This is a genomic window from Streptomyces subrutilus (assembly GCF_001746425.1).
Taxonomy (GTDB): Bacteria; Actinomycetota; Actinomycetes; order Streptomycetales; family Streptomycetaceae; genus Streptomyces; species Streptomyces subrutilus_A.
In genome coordinates this window covers 5,262,590-5,288,395 of record NZ_MEHK01000001.1, presented here as the reverse complement: position 1 = coordinate 5,288,395, position 25,806 = coordinate 5,262,590, and the positions used below count along the sequence as shown (strand labels likewise).

Here is a 25,806-nt window from a genome sequence, read left to right as displayed (position 1 = left end):
GGGCGGTGATTTCTTATCGGTCCCCGAAGATCGTGCGGTGCCAGTCCTTCTGGGCCACCGCGGTGTTGTCGTACATCACGTGCTTGACCTGCGTGTACTCCTCGAAGGAGTAGGCCGACATGTCCTTTCCGAAGCCGCTGGCCTTGTAGCCGCCGTGGGGCATCTCGCTGATGATCGGGATGTGGTCGTTGACCCACACGCAGCCCGCCTTGATCTCGCGGGTGGCACGGTTCGCGCGGTAGACGTCGCGGCTCCAGGCGGAGGCGGCCAGTCCGTACGGGGTGTCGTTGGCCAGCGCGATGCCCTCGTCGTCGGTGTCGAAGGGCAGGACGACGAGGACCGGGCCGAAGATCTCGGACTGGACCACCTCGCTGTCCTGGGCGGCCCCGGCGATGAGGGTGGGCCGGTAGTACGCGCCCGCGGCGAGCTCGCCCCCCGGGATCTCGCCGCCGGTGACGACGGTGGCGTAGCCGCGGGCCCGCTCGACGAAGCCGGCGACCCGGTCGCGCTGGGCGTGGGAGACCAGCGGGCCGAGGTCGGTGCCCGACGCGAAGGGGTCGCCCAGGCGGACGGTGTCCATCAGCTCCGCGACGCGGGCGACGAAGGCGTCGTGGAGGGGGCGCTGGACGTAGGCGCGGGTGGCGGCCGTGCAGTCCTGGCCGGTGTTGATGAGGGAGGCGGCGACGGCGCCGTGCGCGGCGGCCTCCAGGTCGGCGTCGTCGAAGACGAGGAAGGGCGCTTTGCCGCCGAGCTCCAGGTGGAGCCGCTTGACGGTGGCGGTGGCGATCTCGGCGACCCGCTTGCCGACCCCGGTGGAGCCGGTGAAGGAGGTCATGACCACGTCGGGGTGGCCGACCAGGTGCTCGCCGGCCTCGCGTCCCGCGCCGGTGACGATGTTGATCACGCCGTCGGGCAGCCCCGCCTCCTTGGCGGCCTGCGCGAACATCAGGGAGGTCAGCGGGGTGAGCTCGGCGGGCTTGAGGACGATCGTGTTGCCGGCGGCGACGGCCGGGAGGATCTTCCACGCGGCCATCTGGAGCGGATAGTTCCAGGGGGCGATGGAGCCGACCACGCCGATGGCCTCGCGGCGTACGTAGGAGGTGTGGTCGCCCGAGTACTCGGCGGCCGCCTGGCCCTGGAGGTGGCGCGCGGCCCCCGCGAAGAAGGCGGTGTTGTCGATGGTCCCCGGGACGTCGAACTCCGTGGACAGCTTGATCGGCTTGCCGCACTGGAGGGACTCGGCGTACGCGAAGTCCTCGGCCTGCTCGGCCAGTACGGCGGCCAGCCGGTGCAGGGCGTCCGACCGCTCCCCGGGGGTGGCGGCCGCCCAGCCCGGGAAGGCCCTCCCGGCGGCGGCGACGGCCTCGTCCACGTCCGCCGTGCTCGCGAGTTCGTAGGTGAGGACCTCGTCCCCGGTGGCCGGGTCGACCACGGTGTGTGACCGGCCCGAGGTGCCGGACCTGAGCTGTCCGTCGATGTACTGCGCGCCGTCCGCGAAGCGGTCCTTGACCTGGAAGCGGTTGCCCATCACGCTCTCACGCTCTCCGTAGCTACAGTTCGAGCTACAGCTCGAATTGAGTGCCGATCCTGACAGAGGAGACTCCCCTGTCCAAGTGATTCCGTTGTTGCCTTTTGATTACGCGACGGATTCGGTCGACCAAGTGTCGAGGCACGCCCGAAATCCCGTACGAGTTGTCCGTGGCGACTGCCAGACTCGCGTGCATGGAGATGATCGACAACCTGATCAAGCAGGTCAGCCGTGGTGAGCGAGTGAAGTTCCTGCCCTTCTGGGGACACCGGCCGAGGCCGGACGGAAGCCTGGGCCCGAGCTGCCTGAGCCAGTGGTGGCCGGCCGAGTTCACTGTGGGTGATGTCCGGTACGCGACCGCCGAGCACTGGATGATGGCCGGAAAGGCCCGGCTCTTCGAGGACGCCGAGGCCGAGCGCGCGGCCCTCGCCGCCCCGACGCCGGCCGAGGCGAAGAAGGCCGGACGGCTCGTGCGCGGCTTCGACGACGCCGTGTGGGAGCGGGAGCGGTTCGCCCTGGTCGTGGAGGGCAGCGTCCACAAGTTCGGCTCCGACCCCGCGCTGCGCTCCTACCTGCTGTCCACCGGGGACCGGGTCCTGGTGGAGGCGAGCCCCCTGGACCGCGTCTGGGGCATCGGCCTGGCGGCCGACGACGAACGCGCCCTCGACCCGGCCCGCTGGCAGGGCCTGAACCTGCTGGGCTTCGCCCTGATGGAAGCCCGCGAGCGGCTGCGGCAGGGCTGATCGTCCATTGCGTGGCGCGGCCCGGGGGCCGCCGCCTAACGTGATCCTCGTCCAGGTGCGCAGGCGAGACGTACTTCCACTGTCAATGGGGCGGCCGCGGGTTCGAGTCCCGCCCGGCTCCGGCCGGTAGCTCTGCTGGACAGAGCACCTGACTCAGTCCGCCGCCGACTCCTGATCTCGGGCATCCCCCACGTCACGCCTCCCCCGCTTTCCTTTGGATTCGGGGGGATTCACATGGCTCGTTTCAACCTGCTCCGCACGGCCGAGGCGGCGCGGCCCGCCGCGCCCGCGTCGCCCGTGCGCTCGGCCGGCCGCGCCCGCACCCACCAGGGAGGCCCCGGCCACCTGCGCGACCCGCGCTCCGAACTGTTCCTGCTCGCGGTCGCCAACTTCGTGACCCAGCGCACCGCGTACGAGAGCGGCGAGGCCCGCGACGACCGCTTCGCCGCCCTGGTGCGGCGTCTCGCGGTCGAGGACCCCGCGTGGACGGCCGGCCTGCTGGGCCGGCTCCGCGGAGAGGCGCACATGCGCACCGCCTCGCTCGTCGGCGCCGCCGAGTACGTGAAGGCGCGCCTCGACGCGGCTGCCGCCGACGGCCCTTCGAACCGCCGGGTCGTGGACTGCGTACTGCGGCGCGCGGACGAGCCCGGTGAACTGCTGGCCCACTGGACGGCGACGTACGGGCGCAACGTGCCCAAGCCCGTGAAGCCCGGCGTCGCCGACGCCGTGCGCCGGCTCTACTCCGGCAGTTCGCTGCTGAAGTACGACACCGACTCCAAGCGGCGCGGTGTGGTCACCGCCCCCGACGGCGCCGAGCGGCTCGCGCGGGCGGGCATGACCTGGGAGGCACTGGCCGGCTGGCTGCAGGGGCCCATGGACGCGGCCGCCTGGGAGGCGGTCATCCCGTCCATGGGCACGATGGCCCTGCTGCGCAACCTGCGCAACTTCGACCAGGCGGGGGTGTCGGACGAGGTGGCCGCGAAGGTCGCGGCGAGGATCTCCGACCCGCAGGCCGTCGCCCGGTCGCGGCAGTTCCCCTTCCGCTACCTGGCCGCCTACCAGCACGCGCCCTCGCTGCGCTGGGCGTATCCGCTCGAGCGGGCGCTCGGCCACTCACCGCAGGGCGATGCGGACAAGGTGCGCCCCGGGCCCGAGCCCGGGGCTCATATCTTCTCGCGCTCCCGGGAGTCGGAGTACGGGCTGTCGTAGCGGGAGCCGTCGTCCCAGTCCCCCTCCAGGAACGGGACGAACATGGCCAGCAGCATCAGGCCGCCCAGCACGATGCCGATCGCGCCGAGGATGATCCCGGCCAGCGCCATCCCGCCGTTGTCGGCCTCGCCGCGGGTCGCCTTGCCCTTGCCCAGGGCGCCGAAGACCACCGCCCCGATGCCGATCCCGATGGCCAGGAAGCTGGTGATGCAGCCGACGACCGAGAGGATGCCGAGGACGAGGGCGGTGACGCCGAAGCCGTTGCTCTTCGGCGTCGCGTACAGGGGGTATCCGGACGTGCCCTGGTACCCGCTGTACCCGGGATACCCGGGGTAGCCGGGCACGGCCTGGTATCCGGTGTCGCCGGGGTACCCGTACCCCGGCACGGCGGACGGCGCGGTGGGGTATCCGTAACCGCCCGGATCGGGCTGGGCCGGATACCCGTACGCGGGCGGCACGGCGGGCGCCGGCGCGGACTGAGGGGCGGCGGACTGAGGGGCGGGCTGCGGCGCGGCGGCCCCCGGCATCCCGGCGAGCGTCGGCTGGTCGTGCACGGACGGTGCTCCCGGCGCGGCCTGCTGCTTGCCCAGGTCCACCGCCGGCCGCTCCAGCGGCGCCCACGGGTCCCTCGGCTCGGGGCTCTGGTCGGTCATGCGGCGCCCCCCTCTCGTACGGCCATGCTAAGCGCTGCCACCGACAGTCACCGGGGTGCCTACGATGAAGGCCGACCCGACCGCCCGCGCGTCCTCCCGGAGGCACCCCATGACCGACCTGCACCCCTTCATCGCGGGGCTGCCCAAGGCGGAACTCCACGTCCACCACGTCGGCTCGGCGTCCCCGCGCATCGTGGCCGAACTGGCCGCCCGGCACCCCGACTCGAAGGTCCCCACCGATCCCGAGGCGCTCGCCGACTACTTCACCTTCACCGACTTCGCGCACTTCATCGAGGTCTACCTGTCGGTCGTGGACCTCGTCCGCACCCCCGACGACGTACGCCACCTCACCTTCGAGGTGGCCCGCGACATGGCCCGGCAGAACATCCGCTACGCGGAACTGACCATCACCCCCTACTCCTCCACCCGCCGCGGCATCGAGGAGAAGGCCTTCATGGAGGCCATCGAGGACGCCCGCAAGGCCGCCGAGGCCGAGCTCGGCGTCATCCTGCGCTGGTGCTTCGACATCCCGGGCGAGGCCGGCCTGGAGGCCGCCGCCGAGCCCGCCCGCCTCGCCGTAGACCTGCGCCCCGAGGGCCTGGTCTCCTTCGGCCTGGGCGGCCCCGAGATCGGCGTCCCACGCCCGCAGTTCAAGCCGTACTTCGACCGGGCCCGCGCCGCCGGCCTGCACAGCGTGCCGCACGCGGGCGAGACCACCGGCCCCGAGACGGTCTGGGACGCCATCCGCGAGCTCGGCGCCGAGCGCATCGGCCACGGCACCAGCTCCACCCAGGACCCCGAGCTGCTCGCCTACCTGGCCGAGCACCGCATCGCGCTGGAGGTCTGCCCGACCTCCAACATCGCCACCCGCGCCGTCACCGACCTGGACCTGCACCCCGTCAAGGAGATGGTGGCCGCGGGCGTGCTCGTCACCATTAACAGCGACGACCCGCCGATGTTCGGCTCCGACCTCAACAACGAGTACGCGGTGGCGGCGCGCCTCCTCGACCTCGACGAGCGCGGTCTGGCCCGGCTCGCCAAGAACGCGGTCGAGGCATCCTTCCTGGACGAGGCCGGCAAGGCGGAGCTCACCGCCGAGATCGACGCGTACACGGCCGAATGGCTCGCGCGCTGACGTCCCGCCGGCGGCGTCCGCCCCTGAGAATGGGGCCATGCGCACCCTGACTGCCGTCGGCCACCGCGGCGATCCCTACCGAGTCCGTGAGAACACCCTGCCCTCGATCCGCTCCGCGTTCGCGCGCGGGGCGGACGCCGTCGAGATCGACGTACGGCTGACCCGCGACGGGGTGCCGGTCCTGCTCCACGACGAGACGCTGAAGCGGTTGTGGGGCCATGACGTGCGGCTCGACGCCGTCACGGCCGCCCAGCTCGAGGAGCTGACGGGAGGCGGCGTTCCGACGCTGCGCGAGGCGGTGCTGGCGGCGGGGGCGGGACGGCTGATGCTCGACCTGCCCGGTGCCTCGTACGAAGCGGTACGCACGGTCGTGGGCGAGATCCGCGCGTGCGGGGCGCGGGAGCGCACCTCCTACTGCGCCGGGCCGAACACCATGCTCGCGGTCCGTGCCGCCGATCCGGGCGCGGAGATCGCGCTGACCTGGACCACGCTGTCACCGCCGCGCCGGGTGCTGCTCGACGCGGTGGCCCCCCGCTGGCTCAACTACCGCTTCGGCCTGGTGAGCCGGGAGCTGACGGACGCGCTGCACCGGGACGGCCTGCTGGTGTCGGCCTGGACCGCGGACACCAAGCGGACGATGCGGGCGCTGGTCAGGGCCGGGGTCGACTCCATCACGACGAACCGGGTGGAGGCGCTGACCGCCGTACGGGCCGCCGAGCTCGGCCTGTGATACGCGCCCGGGCCGCCCGGCCGGGCCGGGCCTGGCCGTGGGGCGTGGACCTGGGTCCGACGCAGCTGGTGCAGCCGGCCGTCACGCTGCCGCTGGGACCGGAGGGGCGTGGTCAGAGCCCGACGATCGCGTTCCACCTGCGGGCGAGGGAGCGCCGTTCGGCCGAGGAGATGTCCCGGGCGACGACCAGGCGCTCGCGCATCTCGTCGTCGGGGAAGATCAGCGGGTGCTCGGCCAGCGCGGCGGTGTCCTGGTCGTCCGAGCCGGCGAGGACCTCGCGGGCGGCCGGGACGGGGCAGACGTAGTTGACGGAGGCGGCGAGTTCCGCGGCCACCTCCGGGTCGTAGTAGTGGTCGATCAGGGCCTCCGCATTGGCCTTGTGCCGGGCGAGGTTGGGCACGAGGAGGCTCTCCGCCCAGAGTTCGGCCCCCTCGTACGGAACCACGAACTCGATGTCGGGGTTGTCCGCCTGGAGCTGGATGGCGTCGCCGGAGTAGGCCTGGCACGCCAGGACGTCGCCCTTGCTCAGGTCGGAGGTGTAGTCGTTGCCGGTGAAGCGGCGGATGTGCTTCTTCCTCACCATGCTCTCGACCCGGTCGCACATCCGGTGGAAGTCGGACTCCGTCCAGCGGGTGACGTCCACGCCGTCGCCCTGCATCAGGAGCGCGAAGGACTCGTCGAGGCCGGAGAAGAGGGTGACCCGGCCCGCGAGGTCCGGCTGCCAGAGGTCGTTGACGGACTTGATCTCCCGGCCCAGGGCCCTGCGGTTGTAGGCGATGCCGGTGATCCCCGACTGCCAGGGGACGGTGTGCAGCCGGCCCTCGTCGAAGGCGGGGGAACGCAGCTGGGGGTCCAGGTGCCGGTCCACGTTGGACTGCGTCGAGCGGTCCATCTTCTGGGCCCAGCCCAGGTGGACGAAGCGGGCGGCCATCCAGTCGCTGACCACGACCAGGTCGTGGCCCGTCTCCTGGTGGTTCATCAGGGCGGGGCTGACCTTGCCGAAGAACTCGTCGTTGTCGTTGATCTCCTCGGAGTACCGGACCTCGATGCCGGTCCGCTCCGAGAAGGCGTCCAGGGTCGGGCGGCGCTCCTCGTCCTCCTCGTCGGTGTCGATGTACAGCGGCCAGTTGGAGAAGGAGAGGGTCCGGTCGCGCTCGGACCGGTCGAGTCCTCCACGCCGGTCCTCGGGGACGTGGGCCGCGGGTACTCCGCAGCCGGCGAGGGCGGCCGGCAGGGCCGTGGCACCGAGGCCGCGCAGGACGGCGCGGCGGGAGAAGGCGAGTTGAGGCATGGCCTCAGCCTCGGGGAAACGCGAAGGGGCGGGCAATAGACATGTTGTCTACCGCCCGCCCCTTGTGCGGCCTGCTCCGACCGGTGCGACGGTCAGCCGTCGAGCGAGGTCATCACGTGCTTGATGCGGGTGTAGTCCTCGAAGCCGTAGGCGGAGAGGTCCTTGCCGTAGCCGGACTTCTTGAAGCCGCCGTGCGGCATCTCGGCGACGAGCGGGATGTGGGTGTTGATCCACACGCAGCCGAAGTCGAGGTTCTTGGACATCCGCATCGCGCGGCCGTGGTCCTTGGTCCACACGGAGGAGGCGAGGGCGAACTCGACGCCGTTCGCGTACTCCAGGGCCTGGGCCTCGTCCGTGAAGGACTGGACGGTGATGACGGGGCCGAAGACCTCGTTCTGGATGATCTCGTCGTCCTGCTTCAGGCCCGAGACGACGGTCGGGGCGTAGAAGTAGCCCTTGTCGCCGACCTGGTGGCCGCCCGCCTCGACCTTGGCGTGGGCGGGGAGGCGCTCGATGAAGCCCGCGACCTGCTTGAGCTGGTTCGGGTTGTTCAGCGGGCCGTAGAGCACGTCCTCGTCGTCCGGCTGCCCGGTCTTGGTGTCGGAGGCCGCCTTGGCCAGCGCGGTCACGAACTCGTCGTGGATCGACTCGTGCACGAGCACGCGGGTGGCGGCGGTGCAGTCCTGGCCGGCGTTGAAGTAGCCGGCGACCGCGATGTCCTCGACGGCCTTGGCGATGTCGGCGTCCTGGAAGACCACGACGGGAGCCTTGCCGCCGAGCTCCAGGTGGACGCGCTTGACGTCCTTGGAGGCGCTCTCGGCGACCTGCATGCCCGCGCGCACCGAGCCGGTGATGGAGGCCATCGCCGGGGTGTCGTGCTCGACCATGGCCTTGCCGGTCTCGCGGTCGCCGCAGATGACGTTGAAGACGCCCTTGGGCAGGATCGAGTCGATGATCTCCGCCATCAGGACGGTGGAGGCGGGGGTGGTGTCCGAGGGCTTGAGCACCACGGTGTTGCCCGCGGCGATGGCCGGGGCGAACTTCCACACGGCCATCATCATCGGGTAGTTCCACGGGGCGACCTGGGCGCAGACGCCGACCGGCTCGCGGCGGATGATCGAGGTCATCCCCTCCATGTACTCGCCGGCGGAGCGGCCCTCGAGCAGCCGGGCGGCGCCGGCGAAGAAGCGGATCTGGTCCACCATCGGCGGCAGCTCCTCGCTGGCCGTGAGGCCCAGCGGCTTGCCGGTGTTCTCCGACTCCGCGGCGACGAGCTCGTCCGCGCGCGCCTCGAAGGCGTCCGCGATCTTCAGCAGGGCCTTCTGGCGCTCGGCGGGCGTGGTGTCGCGCCAGCCGGGGAAGGCGGCCGCGGCGGCGGCCATGGCCGCGTCGACATCGGCCTGGCCCGAGAGGGGGGCGGTGGCGTACGCCTCGCCGGTGACGGGGTTGACCACCTCGGTGGTCCGCCCGTCGGCGGCGTCCTTGAACTCTCCGCCGATGTAGTTGCGCAGACGACGCAGTTCGGTGGTCACTACAGCCACTCTCCTGATCCCATGTCCAACGATTGAGACGATCCCCAAAGAGTAGCTCCTCGGCGGAGGCTTTCGACAGAGCCAGACACGGTGAACTACGAAATCAGTGAGATCCGAGTCGCCAAACGACGGATTTCATCGATTCCGTCTTGCGGAACAGACGACTCCTCGTGCACAGTGTGGTCGTGGTCAGTCGAAGCGCAGATTCCAGGAACAGACAACCGTCCCCTTCGGTCGATGCTGTGTCCCTGGCGATCATCGAGCAACTGCAGGAGGACGGTCGCCGTCCCTACGCAGCGATCGGCAAGGCCGTCGGCCTGTCGGAAGCCGCCGTGCGCCAGCGCGTACAGAAGCTGCTCGACCAGGGCGTCATGCAGATCGTCGCCGTCACCGACCCGCTCACCGTGGGCCTGCGGCGCCAGGCCATGGTCGGCATCAACGTCGAGGGGGACCTCGACCCGGTGGCGGACGCTCTGACCGCCATGGCCGAGTGCGAGTACGTCGTGATGACCGCAGGGTCGTTCGACCTGATGGTGGAAATCGTCTGCGAGGACGACGACCACCTGCTCGAAACGATCAACAAGAAGATCCGCGCGCTCCCCGGCGTGCGATCAACCGAAAGCTTCGTTTACCTGAAGCTGAAGAAGCAGACCTACATGTGGGGAACTCGATAACCCGTGAGCCAGGACCTCTCCAAAACCGCGTACGACCACCTGTGGATGCACTTCACCCGCATGTCGTCCTACGAGAACGCACCCGTGCCCACCATCGTGCGTGGTGAGGGCGCCTACATCTTCGACGACAAGGGCAAGCGCTACCTCGACGGCCTCGCCGGCCTGTTCGTGGTCAACGCCGGTCACGGCCGCAAGGAACTGGCCGAGGTCGCCTACAAGCAGGCGCAGGAACTCGCGTTCTTCCCCATCTGGTCGTACGCGCACCCCAAGGCCGTGGAGCTCGCCGAGCGCCTCGCCGACTACGCCCCTGGCGACCTGAACAAGGTCTTCTTCACCACCGGCGGCGGCGAGGCCGTCGAGACGGCCTGGAAGCTCGCCAAGCAGTACTTCAAGCTCCAGGGCAAGCACACCAAGTACAAGGTCATCTCGCGTGCGGTCGCCTACCACGGCACCCCGCAGGGCGCCCTGTCCATCACCGGCCTGCCCGCCCTGAAGGCCCCCTTCGAGCCGCTGGTCCCCGGCGCGCACAAGGTGCCGAACACCAACATCTACCGCGCCCCGATCTACGGCGACGACCCCGAGGCCTTCGGCCGCTGGTGCGCCGACCAGATCGAGCAGGAGATCCTCTTCGAGGGCGCCGACACCGTCGCCGCCGTCTTCCTGGAGCCCGTGCAGAACGCCGGCGGCTGCTTCCCGCCGCCGCCCGGCTACTTCCAGCGCGTCCGCGAGATCTGCGACGAGTACGACGTGCTGCTCGTCTCCGACGAGACGATCTGCGCCTTCGGCCGCCTCGGCACGATGTTCGCCTGTGACAAGTTCGGCTACGTCCCGGACATGATCACCTGCGCCAAGGGCATGACCTCGGGCTACTCCCCGATCGGTGCCTGCATCGTCTCGGACCGCATCGCGGAGCCGTTCTACAAGGGCGACAACACCTTCCTGCACGGCTACACCTTCGGCGGCCACCCGGTCTCCTCGGCCGTCGCGCTGGCCAACCTCGACATCTTCGACAAGGAAGGCCTCAACCAGCACGTGCTGGACAACGAGGACGCCTTCTTCTCGACGCTGAAGAAGCTGCACGACCTGCCCATCGTCGGCGACGTCCGCGGCAACGGCTTCTTCTACGGCATCGAGCTCGTCAAGGACAAGGACACCAAGGAGTCCTTCACGGACGAGGAGACGGAGCGCGTGCTCTACGGCTTCCTCTCCAAGGCGCTCTTCGAGAACGGCCTGTACTGCCGGGCCGACGACCGCGGCGACCCGGTCATCCAGCTGGCCCCGCCGCTGATCGCGGACCAGGGCACCTTCGACGAGATCGAGGGCATCCTGCGCTCGGTGCTCACCGAGGCGTGGACCAAGCTCTGATCAGCCGCCGGACCAGGCCGTAAATAGGCCGATCACACGGCCCGGATCACCCGTTCGAGTGGGAACGCGGGGGTCCGGGCCGTGTGCTGTCACCATCCAAGACGTTTATCTCTTTACATCTCCTTGCGGCGCCAGTGACCGAACCGGTTCCGCTTCGTTCCCCCGGACGGAGGTGTACGCCATGGTGGCTCCACCGGAGACCGCCCCACCCGACAATGATGTCCTGTGGGCGCGCTCCCTTCACTACTCCCACAGCGGATCCCCCGGCCTCGTCGGTGTCTCCGTCGGGGTCCGCCAGGGTGAGATCCTGGCCCTGACCGGCCCGCGCGGCAGCGGCAAGACCACCTTGCTGCGCTGCCTCTCGGGACAGCTGCGCCCCGAACAGGGCGAGGTCTGGTTCAACAGCGTCCCCGTGCACACCATGGGCGCCCTGGCCCGCGAACGGCTGCGCCGCGACCGGTTCGGCTGGATCGGCCCCGAGCCGCAGCTGCTGCCCGAGCTGAAGGTCTGGGAGAACGCGGCCCTGCCGCTGCTCCTCGCCGGCGCCTCGCACCGCAGCGCCAAGCACGCCGCCTGCGAATGGCTGGAGCGCCTGGACATCGGCGCCTTCGCCCGCAAGCGCCCCGGCGCCCTCAACCGGGCCGAGTGCCAGCGGGTGGCGCTGGCCCGCGCCCTGGTCAACGAACCCGCGGTGATCTTCGGCGACGAGCCGACGGCCCCGCTGCACCGGGCCGAGCGCGCCCTGCTGCTCCGCACCCTCACCACCGCGGCCCGCTCGCACGGGATCACCGTGGTGCTCGCCACCCACGACGAGGAGACCGCGGCCGTCGCCGACCGCCGCGTGCCCCTGCTCGACGGCCGGCCCGCCGCCACGGCCCCGGCCGCCCCGGAGCCGCCCGGGCCTCCGGCCGCCGAGACCACGGAGGGGCAGGCCGCGTGCTCGCTCTCCGCCTAGCCCGCGGCTCCCGGCCGCTGGTCCAGCTGCGCCGGCTGCTCGTGGCCGCCGCCTCGGCCGGTACCGGGTTCCTCCTCCTCTTTGTCCTCGCCGGGGCGGTGGCCCGCCCCGGCGGATCGTTCCCTCGCCTGCTGTGGGCCCTGGTGCCGCTGGCCGCCACCGTCCAGTTCGCCGTCGCGGTCGCCCGTACCGACCCGGCGACCCGGCCCCGGGCGGGGCTGGACGCCGCCGGGCTGGGGCCCGTGCGGCTCAGCCTGGTCGCGGCGATCTCCACGGCCGTCGCCTGCGCCCTGGGCAGCGCACTGGCCCTGGCCGCCTTCCTCCACCTGCGCGGCGATCTGGCCGGGCTGCCCTTCGACGGAGCCGGCGCCGCGCTGCTCCACGCCGACCAGCCGCTGCCCGTGGCGGCCGCGCTCACCCTGCTGCTCCTGGTCCCGCTGACCGCGTCGGCCGCCGTCCTCACCCTGCCCCGGCGCAAGCCCCTGGCCCCGCAGACCGGGCTGCCGTGGGGCATCGCGATCACCGCCTGCGGACTCGCGGTCGAGGCCTACGCCGGACCGGGCGGGCCGGGGATGCTCGCCGGCTGGTCGCTGACCGCCGCCGGCCTGGCCCTGGCCGGGCCCGGCCTGGCCTACGCCTGCGGCACCCTGGTCCAGGCCGGCCGCCCCGGGGCACTGCGGCTGCTGGCCGGCCGGGTCCTCCAGGAGGAGGCGCCGCGGGTCGGCCCGCCGCTCGGGGTGCTCTGCGCCGTCGGGGCGGCCGCCCTCACCGCCCCGGCCCTGCGGGACCACGGCGGCCCGCTCCTCCCCCTCGGGCCGCTGACGGGGCCGGCCGCGGCCCTCGTCGCCCTGTGCGCCGCCGCGACCCTTCTCACATCCGCGGTGGACTCCCGGCAGGGCCGGGCCGCCGGCCGCGAGGCGCTGGCCGACCTCGGCGCACCGGCCAAGGTCCTGCGTACGGCGGCGAGTTTGCGGGCCACCGCCCTGATCGCCGTGTGCCTGCCCCTCAGCTGGGGTGTGGCGCAGCTGACGTCACTGGCCCTGACCCGCTGACGCGAGCAGCCCTTAGGGTGGGCCGAATGGTCAACGGATACATCGACACCGAGATCGAGACGCTCGCCGAATTCGACCAGGTCGTGGCCCGCGGCTCGCTCAGCGGCTACCGCATCCAGTCGGTCAACCTGCTGGAGCGGACCTTCGCGCTGCTGTCCGCGGACACCTCGGCCGCCGTGTTCCTGGGCTGCGCGATGGAGCCCGACGCCTCGGTGAAGGTCCGCGCCGACGGCGCGCTGGTCTTCCCGCCCGTGCCGGACCTGCCGTTCAACCCCTACCGGGGCCTGCTCTACACGCCCGAGGAGCTGTTCGCCGGGCTGCCGGCCGGCTACGAGTCCACCCCGGACGCCCAGGCCTACGCCTGGTTCCAGGAGACCAAGGCCGACGGCGACATCTTCTCCTCGATGCTCCGCTCCATCCACGACGACGCCGTCTCCGACGCCCTCGACGAGCACCTCCAGGGTGCCCGGGTGGTCGGCGTCATGGGCGGCCATGCCATGTCCCGCGGCGGTACGGACTACCGCGGCGCGGCGGAGCTCGGCCGGGCGCTGACCCGGTCCGGGCTCACCGTGGCCACCGGCGGCGGACCCGGCGCGATGGAGGCCGCCAACCTCGGCGCCTACCTGGCCCCCGCCCCGGACGAGGCCCTCGCCGAGGCCCTGGAGCTGCTGGCCAAGGCCCCGTCCTTCACCCCGTCGGTGTCCGACTGGGCGCGGGCGGCCTTCGGCGTACGGGACCGGTGGCCGGGCGGCGGCGACTCGGTGGGCATCCCGACCTGGTTCTACGGGCACGAACCGCCGAACGCCTTCGCGGCGCACATCGGCAAGTACTTCGCGAACGCCACCCGCGAGGACGGGCTGCTGGCCCGCTCCACGGCGGGGTTGGTGTTCCTGCCGGGCGCGGCGGGCACGGTCCAGGAGATCTTCGACAGCGCGACCCCGAACTACTACGCCTCGCGGGGCGAGCCGGCGCCGATGGTCCTGGTCGACCGGGCGCACTGGACCGAGCACCTCCCCGCCTGGCCCCTGCTCCGGGCCCTGGCGCGCGGCCGGGCGATGGAGTCCCGGATCGCGCTCGTGGACTCGGTGCACGAGGTCCCGGACGCCCTCGCGTCAATGGCCTGACACCGGGAGGCAACTTCGCGGCCCGTTCTGACGTCTGGCAGTGGTACCGCAAAACCTGCCAGACGTGAACGGAGCCTTCGGTGCTCATAGGCCTGCTGACCGCTGTCGCGGCGTCCATCTGTTACGGCACGGGATCCGTCCTGCAAGCCGTCGGATCGCGCCGCGCCGCCCGGATGTCCCCGTCCGCCGCAGGGGTGACGGCGCACGGCGGCCCCAACCTGGCGTCGACCGCGAAGGCGGCGATGACCTGGGAGTTCATCGTCGGGACGATCCTCGACTTCGTGGGCTTCGGGCTGGGCGCGCTGGCGGCCCGCCTGCTGCCGCTGTTCCTGTCCCAGACGGTGATCAGCGCCAACCTGGTGATCACGGCCGTGCTCAGCGTCAAGATGCTGGGCATCCGGCTGAGCCGCAAGGAATGGACCTCCATCGGTGTCGTCTGCACGGCGCTGGTGCTGCTGGCGACGGCCGCGGGCCATGAGGGCGGCCACCACGCCCCGATGTCCACCCACTGGTGGCTGCTGGGGATCACCCTGCTGCTGATGGTGGGCGGCACGGTCGCCGTGCGCCTCCTCGGCGGCGGCGCGGCGATCCTGGCGGGCCTCCTGTCGGGCCTGGGCTTCGGCGCGCTGGGCGTCGGCGTCCGGATCCTGGACGGCGTCGACCCGTTCGACCTGGGCACCCTGCTGACCGACCCGGCCCTGTACGCCATCCTCGTGGCGGGTTTCGGCGGCATGTACCTGCACACGGTCGCCCTGCAGATCGGTTCGGTGAACGGTGCGACGGCCGCCCTGGTCGTCGGCGAGACGGTCCTCCCGGGCGCGATCGGCGTGCTCTGGCTCGGCGACGCCTCCCGGCCGGGGCTGGCCTGGCTGGCGGTCCTCGGCTTCGTGCTGGCGGTCGGCGGAGCGGTGGCGGTCGCCTGGTACGGCAAGCACGAGGGGGCCGACGAGGGGGCCCCGGCCCCCGTACCGGAGCCGGTGGGCTGACCTCGGGCCGGCCGGGCGGCGTCACCCGGCCGGCCGCCCCCGGTGGTGGTGCGGCGGCGGCTGCCGCTTGCTGGACCGGGGGGAGAGAGCGAGGGGCCCCATGGAGCCCACGACCGATCGGCTGAAGACTCCGCGGGCGGCCGGGCTGGCCGGGATCGCCTTCGCCCTGCTGCTCGCGACGGCGATCGTCCTGATGCGGATCGCCGTACCCTCGGGCGACGCCGCCGACGCGCCCATCGCCCCGGACCGGCGCTGGGCCGTCCGGGTGGCCCTGGAGATCGTGCCCTTCGCCGGCATCTTCTTCCTGTGGTTCATGGGCGCCCTGCGCGCGCACACCGGTGAGGCCGAGGACCGCTTCATCGCCACCGTGTTCCTCGGCAGCGGCTTCGTCTTCGTGGCCGCGCTGTTCGCCTCCGCCGCGGCGGCCGGCACCGTCCTGGAGGAGGGCACGCCCTCCGATTTCGGCCGCCACTTCGCCTACACCCTGCTGGCGACGTACGCCATGCGGATGGCCTCCGTCTTCGTCCTCGCGACCTCGACCATCGGGCGGCTGCTCGGTGTGTTCCCCCGGCCGCTGGCGCTGCTCGGCACCGTCGTCGGCCTGGTCCTGCTCGTCGTGGGTTCCGGCATCCCCTGGTCCGAGCTGCTCTTCCCGGCCTGGGCGCTGATCATCAGCGTGCACATCCTGCGCGCCCGCCGCGCCGCCGGCGCCGGCCCCGGCGTGGCCCGCCCGGGCCCTTCCCGACCCTCCTGAGCTTGCCCTTCGTACTCCGGCGGGCAGTCCGCGGGCTCCCCGTGCATGCTGGTGGGAAGGGAGGGGCCACGGGGGTGACGGGGAAGTGCAGCCGAGGGAAGGGCAGAACTGTCATGAGGCTTGTCGTCGACCTCAACCGCTGCCAGGGATACGCCCAATGCGCTTTCCTCGCCCCCGACGTGTTCGCCATGCACGGCGAGGAGTCGCTGCTGTACAACCCGCAGGCGGCCGCCGAACAGCGGCAGAACGTCGAACGGGCCGTGGCGGCCTGTCCGGTCGGGGCGATCCTCCTGGAGCTCACGGACGAGGACATGGCCCACCTGCCCGCCCCGGATGCCGTGGCCGGGTCCGGCGCCCGTCCCGGAGGCACGCGGTGACCGGTGTCGGAACACACGACGGGGCCCTGGAGCGGCTCAAGCGCGACGGCCGCATCGTCGTCGTCGGCGCTTCGCTGGCCGGCCTGCGGGCCGCCGAGACCATGCGCGAGAAGGGCTTCGCCGGTTCGCTCACGATGATCGGCGACGAACCGTACGAGCCCTACGACCGGCCCCCGCTGTCCAAGCAGGTCCTGCTGGGCCACGCGGTCGCGGACCGCACCGCGCTCCCCCGCCGCCGGGCGATCGACGCCGACTGGCACCTCGGGGTCCCCGCCACCGGCCTCGACATGGCGGCCCGACGGGTCCGGCTCGGCAACGGCGACGAGGTCGAGTACGACCGGCTGCTGATCGCCACCGGGGTCCGCGCGCGGCCGTGGCCCAACGAGGAGGAAGGGGCCCTGGAGGGCGTCTTCGTCCTGCGCACCCGCGACGACGCCGAAGGACTGCAGCGGGCCCTGGCCGCCGGACCCCGCCGGGTGCTCGTCATCGGGGCCGGGTTCACCGGGTCCGAGATCGCCTCCGCCTGCCGGGAACGCGGCCTGGACGTCACCGTGGCCGAACGGGGCGCGGCGCCGCTGGTCGGCGCGCTCGGCGGGGTCATCGGCGAGGTCGCCGCGGAGATGCACCGCGAGCACGGGGTCGACCTGCGCACCGGGGTCATGGTGACCGGGCTGGAGGGCGGCCCCGCGGGCCGGGTCCGCGCCGCCCACCTCTCCGACGGGTCCACCGTGGAGGCCGACGTGGTGGTCGTCTCGCTGGGCGCGCAGCGCAACACCGAGTGGCTCGCCGGGTCCGGGCTCGGCGCGGGTCCCCGGGGCATCGCCTGTGACGCGGGCTGCCGGGCCTTCGACATCCGGGGCATCGTCACCGACGACATCTACGTGGCGGGTGACGTGGCACGTTCCCCGCACGCGCTGTTCGGCTACCAGTTCCTCTCGCTGGAGCACTGGGGCAACGCCGTCGCCCAGGCCGACACCGCCGCGCACAACATGCTCAGCGAGAGCTCGGACCGCCGTCCCCACCTGTGGGTGCCGGCGTTCTGGTCCTCGCAGTTCGGCGTGAACATCAAGTCGGTCGGGGTGCCGCCGATGGGCACCGAGATCCTCTTCACGCAGGGCTCGCGCGCCGAGCGCCGGTTCGCGGCCGTGTACGGATACCAGGGACGCGTGATCGCCGCCGTCACCTTCGACCAGTGCCGTTGGCTCCAGTTCTACGAGCAGCAGATCGAGACCACCGCGCCGTTCCCGCCGCCGTTCTCCACGGTGGACCGCAGGCCGGAGGGGAACAAGCCGGTGCCGGCCGACTTCCCCGACCCCTCGGTCCCCACGCACGGGCCCACCATCACCCTCAGCGGCTACTCGCCGGCCGACCGGAAGATGACCTTCACCCCCGCGCGCCACTGACCGCGCCCTCCCTGAGGAGCACGAGGACCCGTCATGACACAAGACATCCTGCGGGAGATCATCGACTACTCGAACCGCGCCGACCCTTACCCGCTGTACGAAGAGCTGCGCAAGACCCCCGTCTTCCACAACGGCAACGGCGGCCCGTACGTCGTGAGCACGTACTACGAGATCCAGAGCCTGCTGCACGATCCCCGGATCAGCTCCGACGCCAGGAACCTGAAGGCGGCCGGCGACGATCCGCTGGGCCGGTCCGAGGAGGAGGGGACGACCCTGCCCCCGTCCTTCCTCAAGCTCGACCCGCCGGACCACGACCGCTTGCGCCGGATGACGAACCGGCCGTTCGGGCCGCCGCACTCCCCCCACCGGGTCCACGACATGCTGGGCGAACTCGGCGGACTCGTCTCCGGGTTGATCGAGGGCATCGCCACCACCGGGAACCTCGACCGGATCGACCTGGTCGACCAGTTCGCCTACCCCTTCCCGGTCTCGGTGATCTGCCGGCTGCTCGGGGTGCCCCGCGAGGACGAGCCGCGCTTCCACGTCTGGGCGGAGACCCTCGCCGCGAGTCTGGACCCCGACCCGGACGCGGACCCCGCCCAGCACGGCAAGGGCGCCGTGGACGCCCGTATGGAACTGGGCATGTACCTGGCCGGGCTGGTCGAGGAGCGCCGCAAGGACCCCGGCGACGACATGCTGTCCCAACTGGCGACGGCGGACGGCCCCGACGGCTCGATGACCACCATGGAGGTGCTCAGCACATCGGCGCTGCTGCTGATCGCCGGCCACGAGACCACGGTCAACCTCATCACCAACGGCATGCTGACCCTGCTGCGCCACCCCGAGGTCCTCCAGCGGCTGCGCGAGGACCCGTCCCTCTCCGTGCCGATCGTCGAGGAACTGCTGCGGTACGAGCCGCCGGTGCAGCTGCTGCCCCAGCGCAGCACCCTCTCCGAGATCGAGGTCGCCGGTGTCACCCTTCCGAAGGGCGCGTCCCTGTGGCTGGTCCTGGCCTCCGGGAACCGCGACCCGAAGCGGTTCGAGAACCCGGACCGCTTCGACCCGGACCGGCGGGACATCCAGCACCTCGGCCTCGGCAGCGGCATCCACAGCTGCTTCGGCGCCCCGCTGGCCCGGCAGGAGGCCCAGCTGGCCCTGAGCGAGCTCGCGCGGCGGCTGGAGAACCCGCGCCTGCTGGAGGACCCGCCGCCCTACCGCAAGAACGCGGTCCTGCGCGGGCCCCGCCACCTGCCGGTCGCCTGCGACGCCATCCGGCCCTAATCGCCCCGGCCGCAGTCCGTCGGCAGGACCACCACCTCGGCGGGGGTGAAGGACACCGCCACCCGGTCCCCCGCGGCCGGCGCGCCCGCCAGCCCGCACTCCGCCTCCAGCGGCGGCCCCGTCTCGGGCCGCAGCAGCAGCGCCACGTGCGTGCCCCGGAAGGTGCGGGACACGACCTCGCACCGCAGCCCGTCCTCGGTCAGGACGACTCCGGCGGGGCGGATCAGCAGCCGCTGCCCGCCCTCCGGGGAGCCGGCCGGCACCGGGACCTTGCCCCACGGGGTGCCCGCGACGCCGCCCGCGACCACGGCCGGGACCACGTTCTCGAAGCCGAGGAAGCGGGCCACGAACTCCGAGGCGGGGCGCTGCCACACCTCCAGCGGTGTCCCGGCCTGCGCCACGCGCCCGTCGCGCATGACCACCACCCGGTCGGCCAGCGCGAAGGCCTCGCCCTGGTCGTGCGTGACGGCCAGCACCGTCGTCCCCAGCCGCGTGAACAGCCCCTGGAGCTCGACCACGAGGCGCTCGCGCAGGCCCCGGTCCAGCTGTCCCAGCGGTTCATCGAGCATCAGGAGCCGCGGCGACGGGGCCAGCGCCCGGGCCAGCGCCACCCGCTGCTGCTCCCCGCCCGACAGCGAGGCCACCGCGCGGTCCTGCGCCCCGGGCAGGCCGACCAGCTCCAGCAGCTCCGCGACCTGGGCGTCGTGGGACCCGCGGCCCCCGCCGCGCATCCGCAGCCCGAAGGCGACGTTGCCGCCGACGTCCCGGTGCGGGAAGAGCTGGTGGTCCTGGAACATCAGGCCCACGCCCCGCCGGTGCACGGGCACGCCGGCCTGGTCCGCTCCGCCCAGCGTCACCCGGCCCGCGGACACCGGCTGGAGCCCGGCGACGGCCCTCAGCAGGGTCGACTTCCCGCTCCCGCTCGGCCCCAGCACGCACACGATCTCGTGCTCGGCGACCTCCAGGTCCACGTCGTCGACGACCGCGCGCTCCCCGAAGCGGACCGACACCCCGTCGAGCCGGAGCAGTGTCATCAGAATTCTCCCGAGGTCTTGTCGGGACGCAGTCGCTCCAGCACCAGCAGGGACACCGCGCACACCAGCATCAGAATCGTGCTCAGAGCCATCGCCTGCCCGTAGTTCATCTCCCCGGCCCGTCCCAGCAGCCGCGCCACGGCCACCGGAAGCGTCGGATGGTCCGGCCGGGCGATGAAGACGGTCGCGCCGAACTCGCCGAGCGAGACGGCGAAGGCGAAGCCCGCCGCGATCAGCAGCGCCCGCCGCACCAGCGGCAGGTCCACCTCCCGCCAGGCCCGCAGCGGGGACGCGCCGAGCACGGCGGCGGCCTCCCGCAGCCGCCCGTCGACCGCGCGCAGCACCGGCAGCATGGTCCGTACGACGAACGGCACGCCGACCAATGCCTGCGCGAGCGGCACCAGGATCCACGAGGTCCGCAGGTCGAGCGGCGGCTCGTCCAGGGTGATCAGGAAGCCGAAGCCCACGGTCACGGCGGACACCCCGAGCGGCAGCATCAGCAGCGCGTCGAAGCCCCGTACGAACCGGCCGCCCCGCCGTGTCAGCGCCGCCGCGGCGAGCCCGCCGACGACCAGGGCGATGGCGGTGGCGGCGAGCGCGTACCGCAGGGAGTTCCAGACCGCCTCCAGCGGCGGCACCAGGAAGGTTCCGCCGCCCGCGCCCACCTCTTGGAGCGCCCGGTAGAACCCGAGGCCGTAGCCGCCGGGCGCGTCGAAGGACCGCTCCACCAGCACCGCCAGCGGGGCCACGATCAGCAGGGCGATGGTCAGCAGCACCCCGCCGAGCAGGGTGCGCTGCGCCCAGCCGCGCGGCCGGTGCGTCGTCCGCCCCGGGTCGACGAGCCGCAGCGCCGTCTCCCGCTTGCGCACCGTCCAGGCGTGCACCGCGAGGATCGCGCCGATCGCCGCGAACTGCACCATCGTCAGCACCGCGGCCGTGGGCAGGTCCAGGAGCTGCGCGGTCTGCCGGTAGACCTCCACCTCCAGGGTGGAGTAGGAGGGCCCGCCCAGGATCAGTACGACGCCGAAGGAGCTGAAGGTGAACAGGAACACCATCAGCGAGGCCGCGGCCACGGCCGGGGCCAGCGCGGGCAGCGTCACGCGCCGCCAGGCGGCGAACCGTCCGGCGCCCAGGACCCGGGCGGCCTCCTCCTGGCGCGGATCCAGCTGGGCCCACAGGCCGCCGACGGTGCGGACGACGACGGCGTAGTTGAAGAAGACGTGCGCGAGGAGGATCGCCCAGACCGTGGTGTCCAGCCGGACGCCGACCAGTTCGTCGAGCAGCCCGCCCCGGCCGACGAGCGCCAGGAAGGCGGTGCCGACCACCACGGTCGGCAGCACGAACGGGACCGTCACCAGGGCCCGGAGCAGTTGCCTGCCGGGGAACTCGAAGCGCGCGAAGACGTATGCGCCGGGGAGCGCGATCAGCAGGGTGAGCGCGGTGGAGGCGAGCGCCTGCCAGGTGGTGAACCACAGCACGTCGGCGATGTCGGGCCGGGCGAGCACCTCGGCGATCCGGCCGGGCTGCCAGCCGGCGTCGGTCCCCAGCCCGCGGCCGACGATCGCGGCCACCGGGTAGGCGAAGAACAGCCCGAAGAAGGCGAGGGGCACGGCCATCAGGGCGAGCCGTACGGCCAGGGCCCGGCCGCCCTCGCGGGGGCCGGGGACCGGCGCGGCGCCCCCCGGCGCCGCGCCCGTTCCCTTGGTGCCGCCTACTTCACGACGAGCGAGGTCCATGCCTTGACCCACTGCTCACGGTTCGCGGCGATGGTCTCGGGAGCCACGTTCTCGGGCTTGTCGACCACCACGCCGTGCTTGGTGAACAGCTCCGGCAGGGAAGCGTCCTTCGTCACGGGGTTCACGAACATCTGGAGCGGCATGTCCTCCTGGAACTTCTTGCTGATCAGGAAGTCCACGAGGGCCTTGCCGCCCTCCTCGTTCTTCGCGCCCTTCAGCAGGCCAGCGAACTCGGTCTGGCGGAAGCAGGTGCCGGTGGCGACACCCGTCGGGGCCTCGGCCGGCTGCGGCTCGGCGTACAGCACCTCGACCGGGGGGCTGGAGGCGTAGGAGACGACCAGCGGGCGGTCGCCCTTGGCCTTCTTGCCGCCCGCGGAGCCGGAGAAGCGCTCGTTGTAGGCCTGCTCCCAGCCGTCGACGACCTCGACGCCGTTGTCCTTGAGCTTGCTCCAGTAGTCCTTCCAGCCCTCGTCGCCGTACTTGCCGACGGTGGCGAGCAGGAAGCCGAGGCCCGGCGAGGAGGTCGCGGCGTTCTCGGTGACCAGCAGGTTCTTGTACTCCGGCTTGACCAGGTCGTCCAGCGTCTGCGGCGGGGCGATCTTCTTGTCGGCGAAGTAGGCCTTGTCGTAGTTGACGCAGATGTCGCCGGAGTCGATCGGGGTGACCCGGTGCTCCTTGTCGAGCTGGAACTCCGGCTTCACCTCGGCCAGGCCCTTGGCCTCGTACGGGGTGAAGATGCCGTTGTCGAGGGCGCGCGAGAGCAGGGTGTTGTCCACGCCGAAGAAGACGTCGCCGCGCGGGGAGCCCTTGGTGAGGATCTCCTGGTTCAGCGCCGCGCCGGCGTCCCCGGCCTTCAGGACCTTGACGGTGTAGCCGCTCTGCTGCTCGAACTCCTTGAGGACCGCTTCGGTCACGTTGAAGGAGTCGTGGGAGACGAGGGTGACGGTCTTGGACTTCGGGGCGTCGCTCCCGCCCGCGGTCTTGTCCTCGGCGTCGCCGCCGCAGGCGCTGAGCGTGGTGACGCCCAGCGCGGCCGCGAGCGCGGCGCCCGCGATCTTCTTGGTGGTGCTCACTGGTGATTCCTCCTGGATGACCAGGAGAAGACGCGGCCCTGCCCGGCGCTCTGTGTCGAGCGGACGCCGGGCAGGGCGCAACAGCATGAGTGGTGACCGAACTTCCTACCCCGAATGACCGGGGCGAGGTTCAGAGGGTCTGCGGATGACGGATACCGCACTCTCAGCGCTGTGGCGCTCCCCTGTCGGAATATGAAATTGGTTCGGCCACAGGGTACCCCGTGGCCGAATGGGGCCGTCCTGCGGCGGAAACTAGCGCTCCGAGGCCGCCAGCTGGCCGCACGCGCCGTCGATCTCCTGGCCGCGGGTGTCCCGTACGGTCACGGGCACGCCGTGCCGGGCGATGGCCTCGACGAAGGCCCTCTCGTCCTCGGGCCGCGAGGCGGTCCACTTGGAGCCCGGCGTCGGGTTCAGCGGGATCAGGTTGACGTGGACGCGCTTGCCCTTGAGCAGCTTGCCCAGCAGGTCGCCGCGCCAGGCCTGGTCGTTGATGTCGCGGATCAGGGCGTACTCGATGGAGATCCGGCGGCCGGACTTCTCGGCGTACTCCCAGGCCGCGTCGAGCACCTCGCGGACGTTCCAGCGGGTGTTCACGGGGACCAGGGTGTCGCGCAGCTCGTCGTCGGGGGCGTGCAGCGAGACCGCGAGACGGCACTTGAAGCCCTCGTCGGCGAAGCGCAGCATGGCCGGGACCAGGCCGACGGTGGAGACGGTGATGCCGCGCTGCGACAGGCCGAGGCCGTCGGGCTCCGGGTCGGTGAGGCGGCGGATGGCGCCGACCACGCGGTTGTAGTTGGCCAGCGGCTCGCCCATGCCCATGAAGACGATGTTCGACAGGCGCGCCGGACCGCCGGGGACCTCCCCGTCGCGCAGTGCGCGCATGCCGTCGACGATCTGGTGCACGATCTCGGCGGTGGAGAGGTTGCGGTCCAGACCGGCCTGGCCGGTGGCGCAGAAGGGGCAGTTCATGCCGCAGCCGGCCTGCGAGGAGATGCACATGGTGACCCGGTCGGGATAGCGCATCAGCACGGACTCGACGAGCGTGCCGTCGTGCAGCTTCCACAGGGTCTTGCGGGTGGTGTCGCTGTCGCAGCTGATGTGCCGGACGACGTTCATCAGCTCGGGGAGCAGCTCCTGCTGGAGCTTCTCCCGCGAGCCCGCCGGGATGTCGGTCCACTCGGCCGGGTCGTGCGCGTAGCGCGCGAAGTAGTGCTGGGAGAGCTGCTTGGCCCGGAACGGCTTCTCGCCGATCGCGGCGACCGCCTCACGGCGTTCGGCCGGAGTCATGTCGGCGAGGTGCCGGGGCGGCCGCTTCGCTCCGCGGGGCGCGACGAAGGTGAGCTCACCCGGAACGGGACGGGGGGCCATGCGGTACTCCTCAGTACGACGAGGTGGGGGTCACCCCGCGCGTGCAGGGCCGGTCCGCGGCTGGGCCGCGAGACGGAAAGGGCGCGCCGCGTCGACGCGGCGCGCCCTCCAGGATAACCCGAGCCCTGTCAGCCGGTCCCGACGAAGGCCGCCAGCAGCAGCCACACCACCGGGGCGGTCGGCAGCAGCGAGTCCAGCCGGTCCATGATCCCGCCGTGGCCGGGGAGCAGGGTGCCCATGTCCTTGATGCCCAGGTCGCGCTTGATCATCGACTCGCCGAGGTCGCCCAGCGTGGCGCTGACCGCGACCGCCAGCCCCAGCACCAGCCCCTGCCACCACGAGCCCCCTTCGATCAGGAACTCCATGCACAGCGCGCCGGCCGCCATCGCGAAGGCCATCGCGCCGAACAGCCCCTCGCGGGTCTTCCCGGGGCTGATGCGCGGCGCGAGCTTGGTCTTGCCGAAGCGCCAGCCGACGGCGTAGGCCCCCGTGTCGCTGACCACTGTCAGCACCAGGAAGGTGACCACGCGCTGCGGCCCGTCCTCGGCGGTGAGCAGCATCGCGACGAAGGTCGCCAGGAAGGGCACGTAGAACGCGGCGAAGACGCCCGCCGTGACGTCCTTGAGGTAGTTTTCGGGCGGTTCGGTCATCCGCCAGACCAGGACGGCGAGGGCCGTCAGGGCCATGGCCACCCAGGCGCCCTCGGCCCCCCGGACGTATCCGGCGATGACCATGGCCGCGCCGCCGACGGCGAGCGGGACCAGCGGGGCCTTGATGCCCTTCTTCTCCTGCAGCCGGGAGGTCAGCTCCCACAGGCCCACGACGACCGCCACGACGATGACGCCGACGAAGACCGCCTTCACGATGAACAGCGAGGCGAAGATCACCGCGCCGAGGCCGACGCCGACCCCTATGGCGGCGCGCAGGTCCCTCCCCGCCCGCTTCTTCGGCGGCGGAGGCGAGGCGTCCTGCGGTGCCTGCGAAGGCGGGGGCGGGGGGCTGGGCATGGGCTCCTGCGGCGGCGTTTCGGCGCGGAAGAGGGGGCCGCCATGCGCGGCGGCCCCCCGATCGCGTGCTTCCCGGTCGTCGAAGTCACGGCCGGCGGCATCGGGCACGATGGGCATGGGCCGAGTGTGCGGGCCCACCTGCGCATCGTATGCGGGACCCGCCGGAACCGGCTCCGGCTGCCAGGAAGAGTCGTTCATCAGACTTCGAGGAGCTCGGCTTCCTTGTGCTTCAGGAGCTCGTCCACCTGCGTGACGTACTTCGCGGTGGTGTCGTCGAGTTCCTTCTCGGCGCGGCGCACCTCGTCCTCGCCGGCCTCCTTGTCCTTGACGAGCTTGTCCAGGGCGTCCTTGGCCTTGCGGCGGACGGCGCGGATGGAGACCTTGGAGTCCTCGGCCTTGGTGCGCGCGACCTTGATGTACTCCTTGCGGCGGTCCTGCGTCAGCTCGGGGAAGGTCACCCGGATGATGCTGCCGTCGTTGCTCGGGTTGACGCCGAGGTCGGAGTCGCGGATGGCCTGCTCGATGTTGCGCAGGGCGCTCTTGTCGAACGGGGTCACGATCGCCATGCGCGGCTCGGGGACCGAGAAGGAGGCGAGCTGGTTGATGGGCGTGATGGCGCCGTAGTAGTCCGCCACGATCTTGTTGAACATCGCCGGGTGCGCACGGCCGGTGCGAATCGCGGCGAAGTCTTCCTTGGCGACGACGACGGCCTTTTCCATCTTCTCCTCGGCCTCGAGGAGGATCTCTTCGGTCACCACGTGCTCCTGCATGTCTTGAATGGATGGTTCAGGCGGGC

At 71.9% G+C, this 25,806-nt stretch carries 23 protein-coding genes, 1 tRNA gene and 1 pseudogene; 15 read left to right on the top strand and 10 right to left on the bottom strand.

Features of this window, described 5'->3' with window-relative positions:
* Positions 1–13: 13 nt before the first annotated feature.
* Entirely contained in the window at positions 14–1,528 is a 1,515-nt protein-coding gene (locus tag BGK67_RS24965) for a gamma-aminobutyraldehyde dehydrogenase (protein WP_069922170.1), read from the bottom strand.
* Positions 1,529–1,722: 194 nt separating this feature from the next.
* Between BGK67_RS24965 and BGK67_RS24960 the strand changes: the two genes are divergently transcribed.
* The 3 genes and pseudogenes from BGK67_RS24960 to BGK67_RS24955 form a co-directional block, all read left to right on the top strand.
* The gene (locus BGK67_RS24960) at positions 1,723–2,271 is read left to right on the top strand and encodes an NADAR family protein (protein WP_069922169.1); all 549 of its coding nucleotides are present in this window, start codon (positions 1,723–1,725) and stop codon (positions 2,269–2,271) included.
* A 24-nt stretch (positions 2,272–2,295) separates the two neighbouring features.
* Positions 2,296–2,393: transfer RNA gene (locus BGK67_RS39025), tRNA-Asp, on the top strand.
* 112 nt (positions 2,394–2,505) lie between these two features.
* A pseudogene (locus tag BGK67_RS24955) lies at positions 2,506–3,387 on the top strand (TROVE domain-containing protein); the annotation flags it as partial.
* Positions 3,388–3,434: 47 nt separating this feature from the next.
* On the opposite strand, the gene BGK67_RS24950 reads toward BGK67_RS24955, so the two are convergent.
* Entirely contained in the window at positions 3,435–4,133 is a 699-nt protein-coding gene (locus tag BGK67_RS24950; RefSeq protein ID WP_069922167.1) for a DUF4190 domain-containing protein, read from the bottom strand.
* A gap of 64 nt (positions 4,134–4,197) precedes the next feature.
* Between BGK67_RS24950 and BGK67_RS24945 the strand changes: the two genes are divergently transcribed.
* Both BGK67_RS24945 and BGK67_RS24940 read left to right on the top strand, forming a co-directional pair.
* Complete coding sequence (locus BGK67_RS24945; RefSeq protein ID WP_432215527.1) at positions 4,198–5,268, top strand: adenosine deaminase; 1,071 nt, start codon at positions 4,198–4,200, stop codon at positions 5,266–5,268.
* A 37-nt stretch (positions 5,269–5,305) separates the two neighbouring features.
* Complete coding sequence (locus tag BGK67_RS24940) at positions 5,306–5,998, top strand: glycerophosphodiester phosphodiesterase (RefSeq protein WP_069922165.1); 693 nt, start codon at positions 5,306–5,308, stop codon at positions 5,996–5,998.
* Between the two features lie 112 nt (positions 5,999–6,110).
* On the opposite strand, the gene BGK67_RS24935 is transcribed toward BGK67_RS24940, so the two are convergent.
* Positions 6,111–7,289 carry an ABC transporter substrate-binding protein gene (locus BGK67_RS24935; RefSeq protein WP_069922164.1) on the bottom strand — a complete coding sequence of 393 codons (1,179 nt, stop codon included), beginning with the start codon at positions 7,287–7,289 and terminating at the stop codon, positions 6,111–6,113.
* A 92-nt stretch (positions 7,290–7,381) separates the two neighbouring features.
* Entirely contained in the window at positions 7,382–8,821 is a 1,440-nt protein-coding gene (locus BGK67_RS24930) for a gamma-aminobutyraldehyde dehydrogenase (protein ID WP_069922163.1), read from the bottom strand.
* Between the two features lie 170 nt (positions 8,822–8,991).
* Between BGK67_RS24930 and BGK67_RS24925 the strand changes: the two genes are divergently transcribed.
* From BGK67_RS24925 to BGK67_RS24880, 10 genes are all read left to right on the top strand, one after another.
* A complete protein-coding gene (locus BGK67_RS24925) occupies positions 8,992–9,495 on the top strand; it encodes an Lrp/AsnC family transcriptional regulator (protein ID WP_069922162.1) in 504 nt (167 codons plus the stop codon).
* A 3-nt stretch (positions 9,496–9,498) separates the two neighbouring features.
* Complete coding sequence (locus BGK67_RS24920) at positions 9,499–10,860, top strand: aspartate aminotransferase family protein (protein WP_069922161.1); 1,362 nt, start codon at positions 9,499–9,501, stop codon at positions 10,858–10,860.
* A gap of 181 nt (positions 10,861–11,041) precedes the next feature.
* The gene (locus BGK67_RS24915; protein ID WP_069922160.1) at positions 11,042–11,815 is read left to right on the top strand and encodes an ABC transporter ATP-binding protein; all 774 of its coding nucleotides are present in this window, start codon (positions 11,042–11,044) and stop codon (positions 11,813–11,815) included.
* Positions 11,797–12,867 (top strand): hypothetical protein, encoded by a 1,071-nt coding sequence (locus BGK67_RS24910; protein WP_069922159.1) that lies wholly within the window; start codon positions 11,797–11,799, stop codon positions 12,865–12,867. Before BGK67_RS24915 ends, BGK67_RS24910 begins: the two co-directional genes overlap by 19 nt.
* Positions 12,868–12,893: 26 nt before the next feature.
* On the top strand, positions 12,894–13,991 hold the full coding sequence (locus BGK67_RS24905; protein ID WP_069922158.1) for an LOG family protein: 1,098 nt from the start codon (positions 12,894–12,896) through the stop codon (positions 13,989–13,991).
* Between the two features lie 80 nt (positions 13,992–14,071).
* Positions 14,072–14,977 (top strand): DMT family protein, encoded by a 906-nt coding sequence (locus tag BGK67_RS24900; protein ID WP_069922157.1) that lies wholly within the window; start codon positions 14,072–14,074, stop codon positions 14,975–14,977.
* A gap of 100 nt (positions 14,978–15,077) precedes the next feature.
* Positions 15,078–15,731 (top strand): hypothetical protein, encoded by a 654-nt coding sequence (locus BGK67_RS24895; RefSeq protein ID WP_069922156.1) that lies wholly within the window; start codon positions 15,078–15,080, stop codon positions 15,729–15,731.
* Positions 15,732–15,844: 113 nt separating this feature from the next.
* On the top strand, positions 15,845–16,108 hold the full coding sequence (locus BGK67_RS24890; RefSeq protein WP_069922155.1) for a ferredoxin: 264 nt from the start codon (positions 15,845–15,847) through the stop codon (positions 16,106–16,108).
* On the top strand, positions 16,105–17,511 hold the full coding sequence (locus tag BGK67_RS24885) for an NAD(P)/FAD-dependent oxidoreductase (protein ID WP_069922154.1): 1,407 nt from the start codon (positions 16,105–16,107) through the stop codon (positions 17,509–17,511). Before BGK67_RS24890 ends, BGK67_RS24885 begins: the two co-directional genes overlap by 4 nt.
* A gap of 33 nt (positions 17,512–17,544) precedes the next feature.
* Entirely contained in the window at positions 17,545–18,792 is a 1,248-nt protein-coding gene (locus tag BGK67_RS24880; RefSeq protein ID WP_069922153.1) for a cytochrome P450, read from the top strand.
* Here the strand turns inward: BGK67_RS24880 and BGK67_RS24875 are convergent.
* From BGK67_RS24875 to frr, 6 genes are all read right to left on the bottom strand, one after another.
* On the bottom strand, positions 18,789–19,826 hold the full coding sequence (locus tag BGK67_RS24875) for an ABC transporter ATP-binding protein (protein WP_107488851.1): 1,038 nt from the start codon (positions 19,824–19,826) through the stop codon (positions 18,789–18,791). The genes BGK67_RS24880 and BGK67_RS24875 overlap by 4 nt on opposite strands.
* Positions 19,826–21,442 carry an ABC transporter permease gene (locus BGK67_RS24870; protein WP_069924091.1) on the bottom strand — a complete coding sequence of 539 codons (1,617 nt, stop codon included), beginning with the start codon at positions 21,440–21,442 and terminating at the stop codon, positions 19,826–19,828. The genes BGK67_RS24875 and BGK67_RS24870 overlap by 1 nt, the downstream gene beginning before the upstream one ends.
* Positions 21,443–21,537: 95 nt before the next feature.
* Positions 21,538–22,635, bottom strand: a complete 1,098-nt coding sequence (locus BGK67_RS24865; protein WP_069922152.1) for a thiamine ABC transporter substrate-binding protein — start codon at positions 22,633–22,635, stop codon at positions 21,538–21,540.
* A gap of 252 nt (positions 22,636–22,887) precedes the next feature.
* Entirely contained in the window at positions 22,888–24,003 is a 1,116-nt protein-coding gene (rlmN, locus tag BGK67_RS24860; protein ID WP_069922151.1) for a dual-specificity RNA methyltransferase RlmN, read from the bottom strand.
* Between the two features lie 128 nt (positions 24,004–24,131).
* Positions 24,132–25,208, bottom strand: a complete 1,077-nt coding sequence (locus tag BGK67_RS24855; RefSeq protein ID WP_069922150.1) for a phosphatidate cytidylyltransferase — start codon at positions 25,206–25,208, stop codon at positions 24,132–24,134.
* Entirely contained in the window at positions 25,208–25,765 is a 558-nt protein-coding gene (gene frr / locus BGK67_RS24850; protein WP_069924090.1) for a ribosome recycling factor, read from the bottom strand. The genes BGK67_RS24855 and frr overlap by 1 nt, the downstream gene beginning before the upstream one ends.
* Between the last annotated feature and the right edge of the window lie 41 nt (positions 25,766–25,806).

Coding starts and splice junctions, on each gene's coding strand:
- BGK67_RS24965 (WP_069922170.1), bottom strand. CDS start 1,528: ATGGGCAACCGCTTCCAGGTCAAGGACCGCTTCGCGGACGGCGCGCAG.
- BGK67_RS24960 (WP_069922169.1), top strand. CDS start 1,723: ATGGAGATGATCGACAACCTGATCAAGCAGGTCAGCCGTGGTGAGCGA.
- BGK67_RS24950 (WP_069922167.1), bottom strand. CDS start 4,133: ATGACCGACCAGAGCCCCGAGCCGAGGGACCCGTGGGCGCCGCTGGAG.
- BGK67_RS24945 (WP_432215527.1), top strand. CDS start 4,198: ATGAAGGCCGACCCGACCGCCCGCGCGTCCTCCCGGAGGCACCCCATG.
- BGK67_RS24940 (WP_069922165.1), top strand. CDS start 5,306: ATGCGCACCCTGACTGCCGTCGGCCACCGCGGCGATCCCTACCGAGTC.
- BGK67_RS24935 (WP_069922164.1), bottom strand. CDS start 7,289: ATGCCTCAACTCGCCTTCTCCCGCCGCGCCGTCCTGCGCGGCCTCGGT.
- BGK67_RS24915 (WP_069922160.1), top strand. CDS start 11,042: ATGGTGGCTCCACCGGAGACCGCCCCACCCGACAATGATGTCCTGTGG.
- BGK67_RS24905 (WP_069922158.1), top strand. CDS start 12,894: ATGGTCAACGGATACATCGACACCGAGATCGAGACGCTCGCCGAATTC.
- BGK67_RS24895 (WP_069922156.1), top strand. CDS start 15,078: ATGGAGCCCACGACCGATCGGCTGAAGACTCCGCGGGCGGCCGGGCTG.
- BGK67_RS24890 (WP_069922155.1), top strand. CDS start 15,845: ATGAGGCTTGTCGTCGACCTCAACCGCTGCCAGGGATACGCCCAATGC.
- BGK67_RS24880 (WP_069922153.1), top strand. CDS start 17,545: ATGACACAAGACATCCTGCGGGAGATCATCGACTACTCGAACCGCGCC.
- BGK67_RS24875 (WP_107488851.1), bottom strand. CDS start 19,826: ATGACACTGCTCCGGCTCGACGGGGTGTCGGTCCGCTTCGGGGAGCGC.
- BGK67_RS24870 (WP_069924091.1), bottom strand. CDS start 21,442: ATGGCCGTGCCCCTCGCCTTCTTCGGGCTGTTCTTCGCCTACCCGGTG.
- rlmN (WP_069922151.1), bottom strand. CDS start 24,003: ATGGCCCCCCGTCCCGTTCCGGGTGAGCTCACCTTCGTCGCGCCCCGC.
- BGK67_RS24855 (WP_069922150.1), bottom strand. CDS start 25,208: ATGAACGACTCTTCCTGGCAGCCGGAGCCGGTTCCGGCGGGTCCCGCA.